This window comes from Streptomyces sp. NBC_00986, assembly GCF_045162565.1.
In the GTDB taxonomy this organism is placed as follows: Bacteria; Actinomycetota; Actinomycetes; order Streptomycetales; family Streptomycetaceae; genus Streptomyces.
The window spans coordinates 7,656,537-7,673,198 of sequence record NZ_CP108733.1 but is presented as its reverse complement, the minus strand read 5'-3'; the positions used below and the strand labels follow the sequence as shown (position 1 = coordinate 7,673,198).

General features: G+C 70.7%; 19 protein-coding genes and 2 pseudogenes. 12 read left to right on the top strand and 9 right to left on the bottom strand.

Annotation, left to right across the window (positions count from 1 at the left end):
- The first annotated feature begins 33 nt into the window (after positions 1 to 33).
- Positions 34 to 528: a MarR family winged helix-turn-helix transcriptional regulator gene (locus OG504_RS34330; protein WP_405993273.1), complete on the top strand. Its 495-nt coding sequence runs from the start codon at positions 34 to 36 to the stop codon at positions 526 to 528.
- A 109-nt stretch (positions 529 to 637) separates the two neighbouring features.
- Here OG504_RS34330 and OG504_RS34325 read toward each other — a convergent pair whose 3' ends face one another.
- From OG504_RS34325 to OG504_RS34315, 3 genes are all read right to left on the bottom strand, one after another.
- Complete coding sequence (locus OG504_RS34325) at positions 638 to 916, bottom strand: hypothetical protein (protein WP_405993272.1); 279 nt, start codon at positions 914 to 916, stop codon at positions 638 to 640.
- 66 nt (positions 917 to 982) lie between these two features.
- Entirely contained in the window at positions 983 to 3,130 is a 2,148-nt protein-coding gene (gene malQ, locus OG504_RS34320; RefSeq protein ID WP_405993271.1) for a 4-alpha-glucanotransferase, read from the bottom strand.
- Positions 3,131 to 3,460: a hypothetical protein gene (locus tag OG504_RS34315; RefSeq protein ID WP_405993270.1), complete on the bottom strand. Its 330-nt coding sequence runs from the start codon at positions 3,458 to 3,460 to the stop codon at positions 3,131 to 3,133.
- A gap of 186 nt (positions 3,461 to 3,646) precedes the next feature.
- Here OG504_RS34315 and OG504_RS34310 point away from each other — a divergent pair, with 186 nt between their 5' ends.
- From OG504_RS34310 to OG504_RS34300, 3 genes are read left to right on the top strand one after another with little or no spacing between them, the layout of a single operon-like run.
- Positions 3,647 to 4,180 carry a PadR family transcriptional regulator gene (locus OG504_RS34310; protein WP_405993269.1) on the top strand — a complete coding sequence of 178 codons (534 nt, stop codon included), beginning with the start codon at positions 3,647 to 3,649 and terminating at the stop codon, positions 4,178 to 4,180.
- The gene (locus OG504_RS34305; protein ID WP_405993268.1) at positions 4,177 to 4,875 is read left to right on the top strand and encodes an ABC transporter ATP-binding protein; all 699 of its coding nucleotides are present in this window, start codon (positions 4,177 to 4,179) and stop codon (positions 4,873 to 4,875) included. Before OG504_RS34310 ends, OG504_RS34305 begins: the two co-directional genes overlap by 4 nt.
- Positions 4,872 to 6,215 carry an ABC transporter permease gene (locus OG504_RS34300; RefSeq protein ID WP_405993267.1) on the top strand — a complete coding sequence of 448 codons (1,344 nt, stop codon included), beginning with the start codon at positions 4,872 to 4,874 and terminating at the stop codon, positions 6,213 to 6,215. Before OG504_RS34305 ends, OG504_RS34300 begins: the two co-directional genes overlap by 4 nt.
- A gap of 83 nt (positions 6,216 to 6,298) precedes the next feature.
- Here the strand turns inward: OG504_RS34300 and OG504_RS34295 are convergent, their stop codons facing one another.
- Positions 6,299 to 6,835, bottom strand: a complete 537-nt coding sequence (locus OG504_RS34295) for an HNH endonuclease (RefSeq protein ID WP_033284586.1) — start codon at positions 6,833 to 6,835, stop codon at positions 6,299 to 6,301.
- 324 nt (positions 6,836 to 7,159) lie between these two features.
- Here OG504_RS34295 and OG504_RS34290 point away from each other — a divergent pair, with 324 nt between their 5' ends.
- The 3 genes from OG504_RS34290 (at position 7,160) to OG504_RS34280 (ending at position 9,068) form a co-directional block, all read left to right on the top strand.
- Positions 7,160 to 8,254, top strand: a complete 1,095-nt coding sequence (locus tag OG504_RS34290) for a mechanosensitive ion channel family protein (RefSeq protein WP_405993266.1) — start codon at positions 7,160 to 7,162, stop codon at positions 8,252 to 8,254.
- 192 nt (positions 8,255 to 8,446) lie between these two features.
- On the top strand, positions 8,447 to 8,719 hold the full coding sequence (locus OG504_RS34285; RefSeq protein ID WP_405993265.1) for a hypothetical protein: 273 nt from the start codon (positions 8,447 to 8,449) through the stop codon (positions 8,717 to 8,719).
- Positions 8,706 to 9,068 carry a Uma2 family endonuclease gene (locus OG504_RS34280; RefSeq protein WP_405996504.1) on the top strand — a complete coding sequence of 121 codons (363 nt, stop codon included), beginning with the start codon at positions 8,706 to 8,708 and terminating at the stop codon, positions 9,066 to 9,068. The genes OG504_RS34285 and OG504_RS34280 overlap by 14 nt, the downstream gene beginning before the upstream one ends.
- 21 nt (positions 9,069 to 9,089) lie before the next feature.
- Here the strand turns inward: OG504_RS34280 and OG504_RS34275 are convergent, their stop codons facing one another.
- The 3 genes and pseudogenes from OG504_RS34275 to OG504_RS34265 form a co-directional block, all read right to left on the bottom strand.
- Positions 9,090 to 9,419, bottom strand: coding sequence for a hypothetical protein (locus OG504_RS34275; RefSeq protein WP_405993264.1), 330 nt, complete (start codon positions 9,417 to 9,419; stop codon positions 9,090 to 9,092).
- A 77-nt stretch (positions 9,420 to 9,496) separates the two neighbouring features.
- A pseudogene (locus tag OG504_RS34270) lies at positions 9,497 to 9,709 on the bottom strand (VOC family protein); the annotation flags it as partial.
- Between the two features lie 170 nt (positions 9,710 to 9,879).
- Positions 9,880 to 10,611: a DUF3592 domain-containing protein gene (locus OG504_RS34265; protein WP_405993263.1), complete on the bottom strand. Its 732-nt coding sequence runs from the start codon at positions 10,609 to 10,611 to the stop codon at positions 9,880 to 9,882.
- Positions 10,612 to 10,983: 372 nt separating this feature from the next.
- Here OG504_RS34265 and OG504_RS34260 point away from each other — a divergent pair, with 372 nt between their 5' ends.
- Entirely contained in the window at positions 10,984 to 11,439 is a 456-nt protein-coding gene (locus tag OG504_RS34260) for a DUF5753 domain-containing protein (RefSeq protein ID WP_405996503.1), read from the top strand.
- 3 nt (positions 11,440 to 11,442) lie between these two features.
- Positions 11,443 to 11,514: pseudogene (locus OG504_RS34255) on the top strand (DUF397 domain-containing protein); the annotation flags it as partial.
- A gap of 188 nt (positions 11,515 to 11,702) precedes the next feature.
- Here the strand turns inward: OG504_RS34255 and OG504_RS34250 are convergent.
- The gene (locus OG504_RS34250; protein ID WP_405993262.1) at positions 11,703 to 12,659 is read right to left on the bottom strand and encodes an NAD(P)-dependent alcohol dehydrogenase; all 957 of its coding nucleotides are present in this window, start codon (positions 12,657 to 12,659) and stop codon (positions 11,703 to 11,705) included.
- A gap of 122 nt (positions 12,660 to 12,781) precedes the next feature.
- Between OG504_RS34250 and OG504_RS34245 the strand changes: the two genes are divergently transcribed.
- Positions 12,782 to 13,387, top strand: a complete 606-nt coding sequence (locus tag OG504_RS34245) for a TetR/AcrR family transcriptional regulator (RefSeq protein ID WP_405993261.1) — start codon at positions 12,782 to 12,784, stop codon at positions 13,385 to 13,387.
- Positions 13,388 to 13,405: 18 nt separating this feature from the next.
- Here the strand turns inward: OG504_RS34245 and OG504_RS34240 are convergent, their stop codons facing one another.
- On the bottom strand, positions 13,406 to 13,963 hold the full coding sequence (locus OG504_RS34240; protein WP_405993260.1) for a hypothetical protein: 558 nt from the start codon (positions 13,961 to 13,963) through the stop codon (positions 13,406 to 13,408).
- A gap of 345 nt (positions 13,964 to 14,308) precedes the next feature.
- Between OG504_RS34240 and OG504_RS34235 the strand changes: the two genes are divergently transcribed.
- Both OG504_RS34235 and OG504_RS34230 read left to right on the top strand, forming a co-directional pair.
- Complete coding sequence (locus tag OG504_RS34235) at positions 14,309 to 15,142, top strand: hypothetical protein (protein ID WP_405993259.1); 834 nt, start codon at positions 14,309 to 14,311, stop codon at positions 15,140 to 15,142.
- Between the two features lie 188 nt (positions 15,143 to 15,330).
- Positions 15,331 to 16,557 carry an ROK family protein gene (locus OG504_RS34230; RefSeq protein WP_405993258.1) on the top strand — a complete coding sequence of 409 codons (1,227 nt, stop codon included), beginning with the start codon at positions 15,331 to 15,333 and terminating at the stop codon, positions 16,555 to 16,557.
- The last annotated feature ends 105 nt before the right edge of the window (positions 16,558 to 16,662 follow it).

Here is a 16,662-nt window from a genome sequence, read left to right as displayed (position 1 = left end):
CGACCGACCCACTGACCGGCGGATACTCGCCCCATGAACGACAAGGACCCCGTCGACGCGATCGTCGAGCAGTGGGCGGCGGTGCGGCCCGACCTCGACACCGCCGCGATGGAGGTCTTCGGGCGGATCTTCCGGCTCGCCCGGGCCATGGGCGACCGCATGGAGAAGGCGTACGTCCCGCACGGCATCTCGCGCGGCGAGTTCGACGTCCTCGCGACCCTGCGCCGGGCCGACGAGCCGTACACGCTCTCGCCGCGCGAGCTCTCCGCGACCCTGATGCTCACCACGGGCGGCATGACCGGCCGCCTCGACAAACTGGAACGGGCCGGCCTGCTCCGCCGCTCCCCCGACCCGCACGACCGCCGGGGTCTCCAAGTCACCCTGACGGAGAAGGGGTTGGCGCTGATGGACGAGGCGGTCGGCTCCGGGCTCGCGACGCAGACGGCGGCCCTGTCCGGCCTCGACGCCGATCAGGCCTCCCAACTGGCCGACCTGCTCAGGAAGTTGCTGGCCTCGACCGAGCGATGACCGCTCTGTACAGGTCTGTTCAGCGGCAGAGGGTGCCCGCCGCAGGACATGCCGAAGGCGCCCGCCTCACCGCTGTGGGTGATGTGGGCGCCTTCCGGAAAAGGTGAGGTCAGACCTTGGCGTCGACGGCGGTGCCGGTCCTGCCGGACTTGGCCTTCGGCGCGCGGTCCTTGGACTTGTCCAGCGCCATGACCAGGCCCGCGATGATCGCGAACAGGGCGAGCGGGATCAGGACATAGAGCCCCAGCGTCTCGGCGACGCTCAGGCCGTGGCCCGGGTCGTCACCGTCGTCGCGGGTGAGCGCGAGCGCGGGGGACGTCATGAGCAGCATCATCAGCGTCGTACCGGCAGCCAGGGCACCGGCGCGCAGGGCGTTCTTCTTGTCCACACCGCAAAAGTAGCGAACGTCCGAACGGCCCGCGCGCCCGGGGGTGCCGTATGGGGCGTACGCCCCTCACGGACCCCCTTCACCACCGTCCCCTGAACCCGCCTCCATGTCCCCCGAACCCTCCCCCAGCCCCACCCGCAGCACATCCACCAGCGCGTGCAGCCGCGGCGAAGCGGCCAGCTCCTCCAGCGTCACCGGCCGCCCCTCCGCGTCGGCGATGGGGAGGCGCCAGTTCGGATACTGGTCCCACGTGCCGGGCAGGTTCTGCGGACGCCGGTCGCCGACGGTGTCGGGCAGCCAGACGCCGATCATCCGGGCCGGGGTCCGGAGCAGGAAACGGTGGACGGCGTGGATCTCCGCCTCCTCCTCGGACGCGGGCCGCCCGCCGCCCGTGGGGTGTTCGTAGAGGCCGAGTCGGGCCAGCAGGGCGAGCCACTCCCCCACGTCGGTGGCGGACTCGATCCGCTCCTCCTCCACCGGCCGGGTCAACAGGCCGAGCCGGTCGCGGAGTTCGACGTGTTCGCCGGTGAGCCGGGCCGCGGTGGGCGGCAGGTCGTGAGTGGTCGCGGTGGCGAGACAGTCCGCGCGCCACTTCTCGGGCGCGAGCGGACGCCCGTCACCTTCCCAGTCCCGCTCGAACCACAGCACCGACGTCCCGAGCACCCCGCGCTCCTGCAAGGTCTCGCGCACACCCGGCTCTACGGTCCCCAGGTCCTCGCCGATCACCACCGACCCGGCGCGGGAGGCCTCCAGCGCCAGGACGGCGAGCATGGCCTCGGCGTCGTAGCGGACGTAGGTGCCCTCGGTGGGCGGATGCCCCTGTGGGACCCACCACAGGCGGAACAGGCCCATGACGTGGTCGATGCGGAGGGCGCCCGCGTAGCGGAAGAGCGCGCGGAGCAGGCGGCGGTACGGGGCGTAGCCGGACTCGGCGAGGCGGTCGGGGCGCCACGGGGGCAGACCCCAGTCCTGGCCGAGGGAGTTGAAGGCGTCCGGGGGCGCGCCGACCGACATGCCGGCGGCGAAGTACCGCTGTTGGGCCCACGCGTCGGCACCGTCCGGGTGCACCCCGACGGCGAGGTCGTGCACGACCCCGATCGGCATGCCCGCTTCCCGTGCGGCCCTCTGGGCGGCGGTGAGTTGGTCGTCGGTGAGCCAGGCGAGGCGGCAGTGGAAGTCGACGCGGTCCATCAACTCGCCCCGGGCGCGGGCGGTTTCGGGTGAGCGCGGGTCGCGCAGGGCAGCCGGCCACTCCCGCCAGTTCGAGCCGTGCACCTCGGCGAGGGCGTACCAGGTGGCGTGGTCCTCCAGCGCCTCGCCCTCGCGGGCGAGGAAGTCGACGTAGGCGGCCCGTCGTCCGGGTCCGAGGGGGACCTCGCGGACGATCTCCAGCGCCTCGCGCTTCAGTTCCCATACGGCGTCGCGGTCGATCAACGCGTCCTTGTCCAGGACGGATTCACGCAGCCGCCCGGCCCGTTCGAGGAGCCCGCGCAGTCTCTCGCGCTCCGCTTCCTCGACGTACGCGAACTCGGGGACGTCCTCGACCCGCAGGTACACCGGGTCGGGGAAGCGGCGCGAGGACGGCCGGTACGGGGAGGGGTCGGTGGGCGCGCCCGGCACGGCCGCGTGCAGCGGGTTGACCTGCACGAACCCGGCCCCGAGCGATCGCCCGGCCCAGGCGGCGAGTTCAGCGAGATCGCCGAGGTCACCCATGCCCCAGGAGCGCCGGGAGAGGAGCGAGTACACCTGCACCATCAGCCCGTACGACCGGTCGGCGGGCGTGGGCAACCGGTCCGGGGCGATGACGAGTTGGGCCTCGGCGCTGCGGCCGTCCGGCGCGGTGGCGGTCAAGTGGTGGACGCCGAGCGGGAGTTGCTCGGTGCTCGCCCGGGTCTCGCCCTGCTCGGTCTCGATGTGCAGCACGGTGCCTTGGGGCAGCGCGTCGAGCGCGGCGGGCGTGCTGCCGTACCGGCCCACGACGGTGGGCGGCAACAGCCGTGCGGCCAGCTCCTGTTGGCGGGCGGCGAGCGCGGCGGCGGTGGCCTGCGGGGTGCTCGCGTCGACGCCGAGGGCGGCCAGCGCGGCGACGACCGCGACGGCGGAGGCGGGGACCGCGCGGTCCGGTGAGGGGCTGTAGGCGGTGGCGACGCCGTGCAGTTCGGCGAGCTGTGACAGGTCCTCGCCGAGGGTGTCGGCCGGCCGGGGTGCGGTCATCTAGGGCCTCGTCGAGTCCGGGGCGGCGAACGGGTCGGCCAGGGCGGCGAGTTCACCGCTCGTCGTCATCGGGTCGTCGATCAGGCCGGCCTCGCTGGTGAGCGGCGCGTCCATGGTCGCGGACTCGCTGGTGAGCGGGGTGGCGTCGGCGAGCGGGGGCTCGCTGGTGAGGGGTTCGGCGTCGGCCAGTGGCGGTTCGCTGGTCAGCGGGGTCTCGGCCCAGGCTCCCTCGGAGTCGAGGAAGAACAGGTCGGGTGTGAGGTCGGCGGCCGGCTCCGGGGTGCGTTTGGAGCGGGCCGGGCGCGGAAGTGATGCCGATGCTGCGGCCACGGGGGCCTCCTTGTCGTGTCGGGCGAGCGTGGGAGATGGTCACCGCAAGCCCTACCCAGTGGACGCGACGGCAGACCTCCAGGTTGGGGTACGGGTGGCACTGCGGCCACTCCCGCCCCCACTCCCCCCAAATTTCCCGCTGATCACTATTCACTCAGTACATGTATCCGGTGCATACTGAGCGCCATGAGCACCCGCCACGTCCTGCTGGGCCTGCTCGCCTCAGGACCGAGCCACGGCTACGACCTCAAGCGACGCCACGACGAACGTTTCCCGCAGGCCCGACCACTGGCGTACGGGCAGGTCTACACGACCCTCCAGCGCCTGGTCCGGGACGGTCTCGCGGAGGTCGACGGCACCGGTTCGGACGGCGGCCCGGAGCGGACGGCGTACCGCGCGACGGCGGACGGTTCGCGTGAACTCGTCCGCTGGGCAGGGGAGATCGCGCCGCCCGCGCCCTTCGTGACGAACGAGATCTTCGCCAAGGTCGTCGTCTCGATCCTGGCCGACGGCGACCCTGAGGCGTATCTGCGGGCCCAACGCGCCGCCCACATGGAGCGGATGAGGGAGCTCACGGCGGTCAAGACCGCCAAGGGCACCGACCTGGCGACCGTGCTCTCGGCGGACTACGCCCTCAACCACCTTGACGCGGACCTCCGTTGGATGGCGACGACGGCGGCCCGGCTGACCACTCTGACCGCGGAGGTCGACACAGCATGAGCGACAACGGGGGTACGGCGGCGCCGCTCCTCGCGGCCCGTGACCTCGCCAAGACGCACGGCAGGACGAGGGCGCTGACCGGCGCCTCGGCCGACCTGCACACCGGCGAGATCCTCGCCGTGACGGGGACCAGCGGCAGCGGCAAGTCCACCCTTCTCCACTGCCTGGCCGGGATCGTCCGCCCCGACGCGGGGACGGTGACATACGCGGGGCAGCGGCTGGACGACCTGCCCGAGAAGCGACTCAGCGAGCTGCGGCGCACGGAGTTCGGAGTGGTCTTCCAGTTCGGCCAGCTGATACCCGAGCTGACGGCCGTCGACAACGTCGCGCTGCCTCTCCTCCTCGCAGGCACCTCGCGCACGGACGCCCGGGCGGAGGCCGGGGAGTGGCTGGAGCGGTTCGGGGTGCGCGGGCAGGGCGAGCTGCGGCCGGGCGAGCTGAGCGGCGGCCAGGCCCAACGGGTCGCGCTGGCACGGGCGTTGGTCACGTCACCGAAGGTCGTCTTCGCGGACGAGCCGACGGGCGCGCTGGACTCCCTGGCGAGCGAGCAGGTGATGACGGCCCTGGTCAGCACCGCCCGCGAGTCCGGTACGGCGGTCCTGCTGATCACCCATGACGCGCAGGTCGCGGCGTACGCGGACCGCGAGATCCGGCTGGCGGACGGGACCGTGGCGACGGCGGGGGTGGCGGTATGAGCACACTGCTCGCGGATCTGCGGCTGGCCTGGCTGCTCACGCGGGGTTCCGACCGGCGGGAGTGGTGGCGGGTCGGGCTCACGGCGGTCGGGGCCGCGCTGGCGACGGGCATCGGACTGGGCGTCGTAGCGCTGCTGTCACTGGACGGGTTCTACTCCGTGTCCTTCGGGTCGGGGCTGTTCGACTCCCCCAGCGACCGGCAGAACGTGAGCCTGGCACTCGGCCTGCTGCTCATCCCCGTGCTGGGGTTTCTCGGGCAGTGTGCGCGGATCGGGGCGGTGCACCGGGACCGGCGGCTGGCCGCGTTGCGGCTGGCGGGGGCCGGGCCGTGGCAGGTGCGGCGGATCGCGGCGCTGGAGTCGGGGCTCGCGTGCCTGGCGGGCGCGGTGGTGGCGACCGCGGTGGTCGTACCGCTGCTGCCGTACGCGACGGCCTGGGCCGGGGTCGTCGTAGTCGCTGTGCCGGTGCTGGGGGCGGTCGTGAGCGCGGTGGCGCTGCGGCGGGTGGTGGCGGATCCGCTGGGCCGGGTGCGGCGGGTGCGGCCGGTGCGGGGGCCGGGGCGGTGGTTCGGCACGGCGACCCGGCTGCTCGCGGCGACGGCGGTGTTCATCGCGCTGACCCCGGTCTTCGGCAGCCCCGTCTCGTTCGGGCTGGGCCCGGTGGCGGTGCTGGTCCTGGCGGTGCTGTTCAGCCTGATCGCGATCTGGCTCTCCGGCGCCTCGTCCCGCCAACTGGGTGAGGGCTTCGCGGCCGGCACCTCGCGTCCCGCGCTGCTGATCGCGGCGGAACGGATGCGTGAGGACCCCTGGTCGACCGCCCGCACCCATGCGGCACTGCTGCTGGTGACGGTCGTGGGGTCGGGCTTCGCGGGCGTACGGCAGATCCTGCTCGCGGGCCTGGAGGACATGCGCCGCAGGGGCCACCTCGGCACGCGCATGTCCTACTACACCACCGGCATCGACCTCACGGCCGCCGCGATCCTCGTCGCCTTCGCCCTCGTGCTGACCGCCCTGGCCGTGGGCACCGCCGAGTCCCTCGCCACCCGGCGCCGGGGCCTGGCCGCACAGGCGGCGGCCGGGGTGCCGCACGCCGTACTGGCCCGCGCGCTGCTTTTGGAGACCGCGCTGCCGCTGTTCCCGGCGATCGCGGTCGCGGGCCTCGGCGGCACGGTGATCAGCGGCTGGTACGGCGCCGCCGTCTCCGCGCACACCGACGTGCCGTTGCCGTACGCGGCGCTGCTGGTGCCGGTCGGCGTGTACGCGGCCTGCGTGCTGGCGGCCGCCACATCACTGCCGCTGCTACGGCGGTCGGTGCGGCCGGGCGAGCTCCGCTACGCATGACGGTCCGCCCCGGCAGCACGGGGGGCTGCCGGGGCGGACGACTCCGTACCGCCGTACATGGGCGTACACAAAAGCCCGGATCGTCAGGCGGAGATGCCGTCGATCCGGGCCATCGCGTCCTCCGCGCCGTACGGCTGCAAGTACGGCAGCCAGCGCGGGTCCCTATGACCTGTCCCGATGATGCGCCAGGCCAGGCCGGTGGGTGGGGCGGGTTTGTGGCGCAGCCGCCAGCCGATCTCGAAGAGGTGTCGGTCGGCCTTCGTGTGGTTGCAGCGGCGGCAGGACGCCACCACGTTGTCCCACGCGTGCTTGCCCCCGCGGCTGCGCGGAATGACATGGTCGACGCTGGTTGCGACGCCACCGCAGTACATGCACCGGCCCCCGTCGCGCGCGAAGAGCGCCCGGCGGGTAAGAGGAACGGGCCCCCGATAGGGAACCCGTACGAATCGCTTGAGCCGGACCACGCTGGGTGCGGGGACTGTGACGGTTGCGCTGTGCATAAAGGCGCCGGATTCCTCAAGGGAGACTGCCTTGTTCTCCAGGACGAGGACGAGCGCGCGGCGGAGCGGTACGACGCCGAGTGGCTCGTACGACGCGTTGAGGACCAGGACATGCGGCACGGATGCCTCCTTGTGCGTCGGCGGCACGTGGCTCGTGCCGGGACGATCTGTAGTCAGTCTCCCCTCATGCCTGGTGGAAGCGCCACCATGTCCCGGTAACGGGCTGGGAGTGTTTTCGACCACATGTGATGCGGGGCCGGGACGGGTGTGGGTTCGTCCCACCTGTTCATTCCCGGCTGAGCACAGCCTCTCCCCTGAACATGGCAACGATCCACACACGATGCCCCGATAGTGTGGTGAGCCCGCCCTCTTGGTGACCTATTCGTGACCTTGCCCCTGTCGGACCATGCCGGAGGGCGGACGCAGCACCTGGAGGTACCTGCCGTGTCCTTGTCCGCCGTCCTACTGGCCGCCGCCACGCCGTCGCCGTCCCCGAGCCCCTCGGAGACCGCGGTGACCGTGCCCTCGCTCCAGGACGCCCAGGAGAGCGCGACCAACGCCGCGAGCTGGGTCGAGCAGAACTGGTCCACATGGCTGGCGATAGGTCTCCGGGTCCTGCTGATCGTGGTGATCGCGGCGGTCCTGAGAATGACGGTACGGCGGGCGATCACCAAGCTGATAGACCGGATGAACCGCACGGTCGAGTCGGTGGACGGCACGGCGCTGGGCGGCCTGCTCGTGAATGCCGAGCGCCGCCGCCAACGCTCCCAGGCGATCGGCTCGGTCCTCCGCTCGGTGGCGTCTTTCGTGATCCTCGGCACAGCCGCCCTGATGGTCCTGGCGACGTTCGAGATCAACCTCGCCCCTTTGCTGGCCTCCGCCGGTGTGGCGGGCGTGGCGATCGGTTTCGGCGCCCGCAACCTCGTCACGGACTTCCTCTCCGGCGTCTTCATGATCCTCGAGGACCAGTACGGCGTCGGCGACCAGATCGACGCGGGCGTCGCCTCCGGCGAGGTCATCGAGGTTGGCCTCCGCGTGACCAAGCTCCGCGGCGACAACGGCGAGATCTGGTACGTCCGCAACGGCGAGGTCAAGCGCATCGGGAACCTGTCGCAGGGGTGGGCGACGGCGGGCGTGGACGTGACCGTCCGCGCCTCCGAGAACCTGGACCGGGTGAAGGCGACGCTGGACGCGGTCACGGAGCGGATGAGCAAGGAAGAACCCTGGAACGAGCTCCTCTGGGGCCCGATCGAGGTCCTCGGCCTGGACAGCGTCCTGATCGACTCGATGGTCGTCCGCCTCTCCGCGAGGACGATGCCGGGCAAGTCGGTGAGCGTCGAGCGGGAGCTGCGGTGGCGGGTGAAGCGGGCCTTCGACGAGGCGAACATCCGCATCGTGGGGGGTGCGACCGCGGATCCGGTGGAGGACGCGGCGGACCCGACCGAGGCGGTGGCTGCGCCGTCGGTCTACTCGAACTCGGATTCGCCTCAGGTGGCGAATACCTCGCCTATTGCTTCGCAGCGGCCTACGGGGCGGTAGTTGTAGGGGCTGGCGTTCCGAGGGTGTACGGGGCCGGGGGCGGGGCCAAGGTCGGGCGGAACGGTTCAGCACACCCGTTCGAGTGAACCCATGCGAAAACCCAGGTCACAGGCCTTCCCGGCGGCCCATGGCTCTGCCGGGGCACCCGGCACGGGCGTAGCCTGGCAGCAGCGTGACGAGGGAGAAGCATCGATGAGCGCCGAACCCATGTTGGAGCCGGTCATGACGCAGCAGGACCCCATCGATCTGCTGATCGCGATCGAGGAGGCGTCGACGACGCCGATTCGACCCGAGTACGTCGAGGGGATGGCCATCGTGCCACCGGCACCGAACGACAATCACAATGACGGCGCCTTCGAGCTGTCCTTCCAGTTCCGCGCCGCCGGACACCGCCTCGTGGGCATGGGCAACGGCTACCGAGCAGCCCACAAGGACGGCACCACGATGGGCCCTGCTCATCCCTGACTGCTACGTCCGTCGCCGCAGGCCGAGCGAGCTCGACGACTCATGCCTGAAGGCCCACAGGGGCTGGTACCCCATCGACATGATCGCCCTGGTCGGCGAGGTCACGTCCAGCAACCACGAGACGGACACCGGCCCGAAGCTCCGTACCTACGCCGCCGCCGGAGTGGCGATCTACGTCCTGATCAACCGCAACACGAAGACGGCCCACTGCCACACCGCCCCCGTTCTCCCCGGCGACGATCCCAAAGAGGCGTACTACGACGCCGAGTCCAAGGTCGGCCTGGGCAATCCCCTCGTCCTCCCGGCCCCGTATCCCATCCTGGACACGGCACCGTTCCTGGAGAACTGAGGCCGAGGCAACGGGTGCCCTTCAGGTCCCCGCCCGCTCCGCCCGCTCCGCCCGCTCCGCACCCGTAGCGAAGAACCGCCCCACATACTCGTCGGCGGGCAACCCGCTCTCCCGCATGAGGGAGAACACCTCGGCACCCTCCCCCGGCTCGTCGAACATCCGGTACGCCTCGGCGAAGTCGGCGTACTCGACGCCGTCGAGGTCGGCGCAGTACTCGTGCGCCTCCAACTCCCCACGGCTGATGGCCTCGCCGAGCGACGTGGCCCGCCACAGGGTCAACCGCTCCTCGTAGACGCCGAGTTCGCGATGCCGGAACACACACCGGACGCCGTACCAGGACTGCTCATTCACCTGTGCCCCCTCAACTCACCGCCGCGTGGCCGGTGAAGCGCTGTCCGACCAGTCCCACTTGAACCACCACGATCTTCTCAGCGCAGTTGCTCGGCCAGTCCGACGATGATGCCCTCCGGGCCGCGGACGTAGCAGAGCAGACAGCTGTCCTCGAACCGGGCGATCCCGCCGAGGAGTTCGGCGCCGTGCGGGCCCAGGCGGGCAACGGTGTCCTCGATGTCGTCGACGGCGAACATCACGCGGTGCGTGCCCGGAATGTTGTGCGGACGGTCGCGCGACCCGGCACTGATCGGCGACCAGTCCCTCGACCCCATCCGCTGAATCCCCATGCCGGTCTCCCCGGATCTTCAAGGGTGTGGGACCGTCTACCAATTGCCGCCGCACGCACCGGGCCAGCTCACCGCGCTGGTGAAGACCCGGCTCGGCCCTGCCCCCGCGGCATCTCCGCAACCCAAGATCTCTAGAACGGCAGGGCCAACAGCTCAATCAGCCAGAGAATCGCCGGGATGCTGAAGACAACGCCCCACAAACCCGTCACCCCGAATGCGACCATGGCGACCCCCAGCCAGGCCACACGGGTCGGCGCGAGTACGCGTGAGGGGTCCTGGGGGTCGTACCTGATCTCGTCGCGGCGTCCTCGCAGTGACGGACGCGCCGTGACCTTCCGGCCGTCCAGCGTGCGGAAGTGGACGACGCAGTCATTGGTGCCCTCGGCGTCCGGGTCCGCCTCGTACCTCGCGCGGACGGTGATGCCTCGCCGCCTCATCACCCACCACGTGTCCAACTCGGCCATGCCCACCCACATACGCAGGAAGACCACACCCGCAGGCAGCAACAGCCAGGCGAAGAACCCCAGGACGGGCTCCACCGGCAGCAACACGGCCAAGGGAAGCCCCAGGACCACGTACCAGAGCGCGCGCCGCCACCACGGGTTGCCGTAGAGCACCCGATCACGAAGACCGGCCAGCGTACGCAGGGGCCACACCCGCACCGAATGCCGCTGCAGCGGCCGCCGGTTCCCCGACGGGTCGGCGTCGCTCATGATCGCTTCGATCTCCGCGCCGAGCGCGGCGACCATGTCCCTGTTTCGGTGCCGGACCGTCAGGGCCGTGTCGACCTGCGCGTCCTCGAAGAGGAGCACGGCCAGCGACTTCTCAGTGGCCTCGACCCGGCGGATCCGCGTCCCGGGCACAACGACAGTCGTTCGCCCCCGCCTCCAGTGCAGTGCGCCCTGCTCCACCCATACCCGGGTACGGCCGCCGGCCAGGACAACTCCTGCTGCCGCATGCCCAGTGTTCGATTCCCCCACAGCAGTGGATCGTAGACGTGCCGGGCGTCGGACGCGTCTGCCGGAGCAGGACTGGACTCCGCTTCGTGACCCCAGCCCCTGAAGATCATCGAACCGGCTCATCTCTGCCACGGAAGCCAACGGCCCCACTGACAACGCCCTTGAGCGAGTGACCAGCACCCATGACAACCGTGCCGAAACGAACGAGGACTCACGGGGAGCGGTGGGCGCCGAGAGGGCTCGTGCCCCACGTCCGCCGGAGTACCCCTTCCACAGATAAGCGCCGAGGGCACCTGGGATGATCCGGACGACATCGAGCGCATGGCCGAGATCAAGCAGAAGCGCCAAGGCCGACTGTTGGGCGAACGTCCGCTCCAGTCGTACGCGGTGATCTGGGAAGCCGCGCTGCGCCAGGAAGTTGGCGGCCCCGCAGTCATGCGCGCCCAGCTGGAGCGCCTGCTCGAACTGACCGAGCTGCCGAACGTACGCCTTCAGGTACTCCCGTTCCGAGCCGGCGCGCACCCGTGCATCGCGGGCCCGTTCAGCATCATCTCCTTCGCGGAGGACGAGACCCTCGACGTGGTCCAGAGCGACACCATCACCGGCATGGTGTGGGTGGAGAACGAGGTGGACAGCAACGCTTACAGCGTGCTGTTCGATCGCACGTCGCGGCTGAGCCTCGCCCCACGCGACTCCGTGACCCTCATCGACAGCCTGCGCAAGGAGATGTGAACCGTGCCCGAGTTCAACTTCACGAAGTCCAGTCACAGCACGCCATCCAACGAATGCGTCGAAGTCGCCCGCAACATCCCCGGCACCATAGCCATCCGCCACTCCAAGACCCCCGACGGCCCTGGACGAAGTTCACCGCAACCCTGCACCGACCACCGCGCGCCTTGGCCCCCCCGCCACAGCACACCCTCCCCGCCAAAGTGTGACACTTTCGCACCGAGTGTCACACTTCCACGCCCCACCCCCACCCCCAGGCAGTCCCTCTACGCCCCCCGCACCTCGATCACGAACTTCCCCCGCACGCCGCCCTTTTCGAGCCTCCGGTGCGCCTCCGCGATGCCGGCCAGCGGAAACACCGTGTCGATCGTGGGCCGCACATCCCCCGCCTCGACGGACCGGGCAAGTTCAGCGATCCGGTCGGCCGACGGATCATTGCTGAAGAGCTTCACCCGGCGGGGCCGTGCCGCGGCCCGCAACCCCGTGCCGAGCATCGACGTGACGATGTGATCCGGGTCGAAGGCCAGCGCGATCAGGCGGCCCCGCCGAGCGAGCCGGGCCTGGTAGGCGCCTAGGTCCGTACCGACCACGTCGACGATGACGTCGAAGCGGCCCAGGTCTTCCGGCCGGGTCGTGCGGTAGTCCAGGGCGACATCCGCACCGAGTTCCGTAACCCAGTCGACGTTCCGCGCCCCCGCAAGGGCCGTGACATGCGCACCCAACGCCTTGCCCAGTTGTACGGCGATGCTGCCCACGCCCCCTGCGGCACCCCGGACCAAGAGCCGTTCACCGGGCGCGAGTTGAGCCTTGTCCGTCAGCGCGGTCAGCGCGGTTGTGCCCGATACCGGAAGCGCGGCGGCGTCCAGCAGGCTCAGGTTCTTCGGTGCGTGGGAGAGGCGCCGCTCGGGTACGGCGACGTACTCCGCGACGGCCCCGAAGGTGAGGTGCGGCATGAGTCCCCACACCGCGTCCCCGGTCCGCCACTCGCTCACCCCCGCCCCGGCTTCCACCACCCGGCCGGCGAAGTCGCCGCCCGTGCGGCGGGGGAACCCGGCGCGAGTCATCCAGCGCATCCTGCCCGCCCGGAACGCGATCTCCCCCGCGTCCACACTCGCGGCGTACACCTCGACGAGCACCTCCCCCGGCCCGGGACTCGGCGTGGGCACCTCGTCGACACGTAGCACCTCGGGCGGGCCGTAACGGTCGTACTGCACAGCACGCATGATCGATCTCCCCTGGTCATGGGCATGGACATCTCTCGGGGCCATAAGTGGGGTGACACCCCACTTCCCGTCCGCTACGATAACCGGAGTACCACCCCACTTAACAAGCGCAGGAGGTCAACGTGGTCGACACGGCGGCGCGACGACCCCTGCGAGCAGACGCCCAGCGCAACTACGACCTCATCCTCGCCGCCGCCCAGAAGGCGTTCGCGGCACACGGAGCCGGTGCCTCGCTGGAGGAGATCGCCCGCCGGGCAGGCGTGGGGTCGGCGACTCTGCACCGGCACTTCCCCTCCCGGGCCTCCCTGTTGCGGGCCGTCTTCCGCGACCGCGTCGAAGCGCTCTGCGCAAGAGCCGAGGAGCACACCCGCGCGAGCGAACCAGGCACCGCGCTCTTCTCCTGGCTACGGGACTTCAACGCCTACGCGGCGGCCAGCCGCGGCCTCGCCGCCTCACTGCTGCACGACGGCCGGGACGCCGACCTGCTGAAGGAGGACGACGACTGCGTAGCGACGATCACCACCGCGGCCGGTCAACTCCTGCGCGAGGCACAGCAGTCGGGCGCGGTACGCCCCGGCATCCGCACCGAGGACATGCTCACGCTCATCAGCGCCATCTCACTCGCGACAGAGGGCCAGGACGACGACACACAGGCAGGTCGACTCCTGGACATCGCGATCGACGGGATGCGCGGCGCGAGCGCCTCACCCTTCACATCTACGGCGTGAACGTCTCGCCCTTCACATCTACGGCGTGAGCGTCTCCCCCTCCACGCCCACCAGCCCCAGAACCCCGGCCACTTGGCACACTGCCACGAACGACGACCCCTTCCGCAGCCCCGCGGACATCTCCTCGTCGCGCAGGTCGAGCACCACCGTCCCCGACACCTCGTCGAAGGCGATCGAACCCCAGACCGTGCGATTACGGCGGCCCGGGCGCCAGTGGAACCAGGTTTCCTCGCTGCCCTTCTCCGCCGTGACCGACGCGCGATCCGACGCCTTCAGCTCCGTGCGCATCCGGTCCGACCAGCCCACCGAGGGCCGTAGCGCGCGGAGTTGGCGGGTCTGGCGGGCGGCGAGGGCGTCCGGGGTGAGGGTGATGCCCGACCTGCGCGCCCGGTGCCGTAGCGACTGCCATGCCACGGCGGCCCATACGACGCTCGCGGCGGCCCATGTCGCCGCCAGCTCGCCCGCCGTGCTCCAGGCGAGGCCGCCCCGGTCCCAGAGCTCGAAGCCGACCCGGATCACCACGGGTACGGCGACCGCGCACGCCGCCTCACGCCAGCACCCCGCCCACACCTTCATGCCCCGCACCCCGTTCTCCGCCGCCCGCAAACGGGGTTGATCAAAAGTCAGGAATCTGTGAGGCGGCTGGCAGGACAGGTCCGTCCACATCACGAATCGGCCTCGAGGGTGGGACCGTAGCGGCCGAAAAGCGCCCAACAGGACTCGCAATTCCGGCAGATCGGGGGAATCTACGCCACCCGCTCCCACCTGCGGCTTTGTTCATCGTGACGAAGCCGTGATGCGATCACCTTCACAGGCTCAACTCATTTTCATCGCAGTCTCACCACGCCTAAGGTCGCCCTACGACGGGCCCTTGTTCTGGAGCGCAACGCCCAGGGGCCCGTTTCGAATGTGGGGACAAGAATGAGAAAACTCGCCATCGGCGCCGCCCTGACCGGTGCCCTGGCTCTGACCGGTCTGGCCGCGCCGCTCGCGCAGGCCGCGACACCGGCGCTGGTCTTCAGCGGGGTGACGGTCAACAAGGGGAAGGCGGTCGTCGTAGGGACGACCGCGACGGTGAAGGTGCCGATCACGTACACGCTGACGCGGCCGTCCGACGTGACGATCGACTACAAGAAGACGTTCGCCGGGGTCATGCTCTACCGCGGCTCACTCGCAGCCTTCGACAACGAGCTCGACGCCGACATGTCTCCGACCTGCACGACCACCGCGACGACGGACACCACCGTCACCGAGTCCTGCTCCGACACGATCGCGATCGAACCCGGGGACAGCCTGTACGAGACGGCCGACGCGACCACCTGGAACGTCGCCGGCGTCTACGCCTACATCGACGCCGACCTGGACGACTCGGACGACCGGATCAGCTACTCCACCGACTTCGCGGCCTGGGGCAACAAGGGCAAGGTCAAGATCCAGCGCGCCGCGAAACTCACCGCGAACGCCTCTCCGGAGCCGGTGAAGAAGGGGAAGACCATCACGGTCACCGGCGCGCTGACCCGGGCGGACTGGGAGAGCGGCAAGTACACCGGCTACGTGTCCCAGCCCGCCAAGTTGCAGTTCCGGGCGAAGAGTTCGAGCACCTACACCACCGTCAGGACGGTCACCACCGGCAAGAGCGGTGCCCTGACGACGACCGTGAAGGCCGCGCAGGACGGTTACTTCCGCTACGTCTTCGCCGGCACCTCCACCACCGGCGCGGCCACGGCCGCCGGTGACTTCATCGACGTCAAGTAGGACGCCGGGTAGCACCCCCCTCCCTCACCGCCCCCGCAGGTAACGAGTCTGTTGCCTCGGGGGCGGTGTCTATTGACGCCCCCTTCGCCCCGGGCTTACGTTCCTCCCACCCAATTGGAAACTTTCCTAACAGTGATCACGTGACACGCTGTGTGGTTCGGGAGTTCGAAAGGCAGGTGGCGTAAGACATGGCAGGAACCTCCGGTACCCCGGGCACCGGCACCCCGGGCACCCCCCGCGTCCTGCGCGCCATGAACGACCGCGCCGCCCTGGACCTCCTCCTGGAGCACGGCCCGCTCTCCCGCACCCGGATCGGCAAGCTCACCGGCCTCTCCAAGCCGACCGCGTCGCAGTTGCTGGCCCGGCTGGAAGCGGCGGGGCTCGTGCTCGCCACCGGGACGAGCGAGGGGCGGCCGGGGCCCAACGCCCAGCTGTACGTGGTCAATCCGAGTGCCGCGTACGCCGCGGGACTCGACGTCACGCCGGAGCGCATCCGCGCCGCCGTCGCCGACGTCACCGGCCGGACGGTGGGGGAATTCGAGCTCGCCACTCCTGGTCGGCGGCCCGCCCAGCCCGTCGTACGGCAGGTGACGGACGCCCTCGACGGTGCGGTGAAAGCCGCCGGGCTCGCCCGGGACGACGTCCACCGTCTCGTCATCGGCACCCCGGGCGCCTTCGACCCGAACACCGGTCGGCTGCGCTACGCCTCCCACCTGCCGGGCTGGCACTCCCCCGCCCTGCTCGACGAACTCGCCGCCGCGCTGCCGATGCCGGTGGAGTACGAGAACGACGTCAACCTCGTCGCCATCGCCGAGCAGCGACTCGGTGCGGCGCGCGGGCACGGCGACTTCGTGCTGCTGTGGAACGAGGGCGGTCTCGGCGCCGCCCTCGTCCTCGGCGGCCGGCTGCACCGCGGCTGGACCGGCGGCGCGGGCGAGGTCGGCTTCCTGCCGGTGCCGGGCGCGCCCCTGGTCCGCCAGGTGACCAAGGCCAACAGCGGTGGTTACCAGGCCCTGGCGGGCTCGCAGGCCCTGCCCCAACTCGCCCGCGAACTCGGCATCACCGAGATCCCGACGGGTCCCTACGCCGAGGTCGCCGCCGCCCTCGTCGCGACCGCCGCCGACCACACCAGCGGTCCTCAGCGGCGGCTCCTGGAGATCTACGCGACCCACCTCGCGACCGGTCTCGCCTCGCTCGTCTCCGTACTCGACCCCGAACTCGTCGTCCTCAGCGGTGCCTCACTGGCCGCCGGCGGCGAACCTCTCCGCGCCCTGGTCCAGGCCGAGTTGGAGGAGCTGGCGGCGTCGCGGCCCCGGCTCGTCGTCGGCGACGTCCATGAACACCCCGTGCTGCGCGGCGCGTTGGAGAGCGCGCTGGCAACCACCCGCGACGAGGTCTTCGACACCTCGCGCTGACCCCACTTCCCGCACGGCCGACTCCGGTTCCCCCAGACCGGCTTCGGCCCACCTCGAACCACCCGGCTTCCCCAACCACCTCGCCCCGCCCTGCCCTTGGGAGAC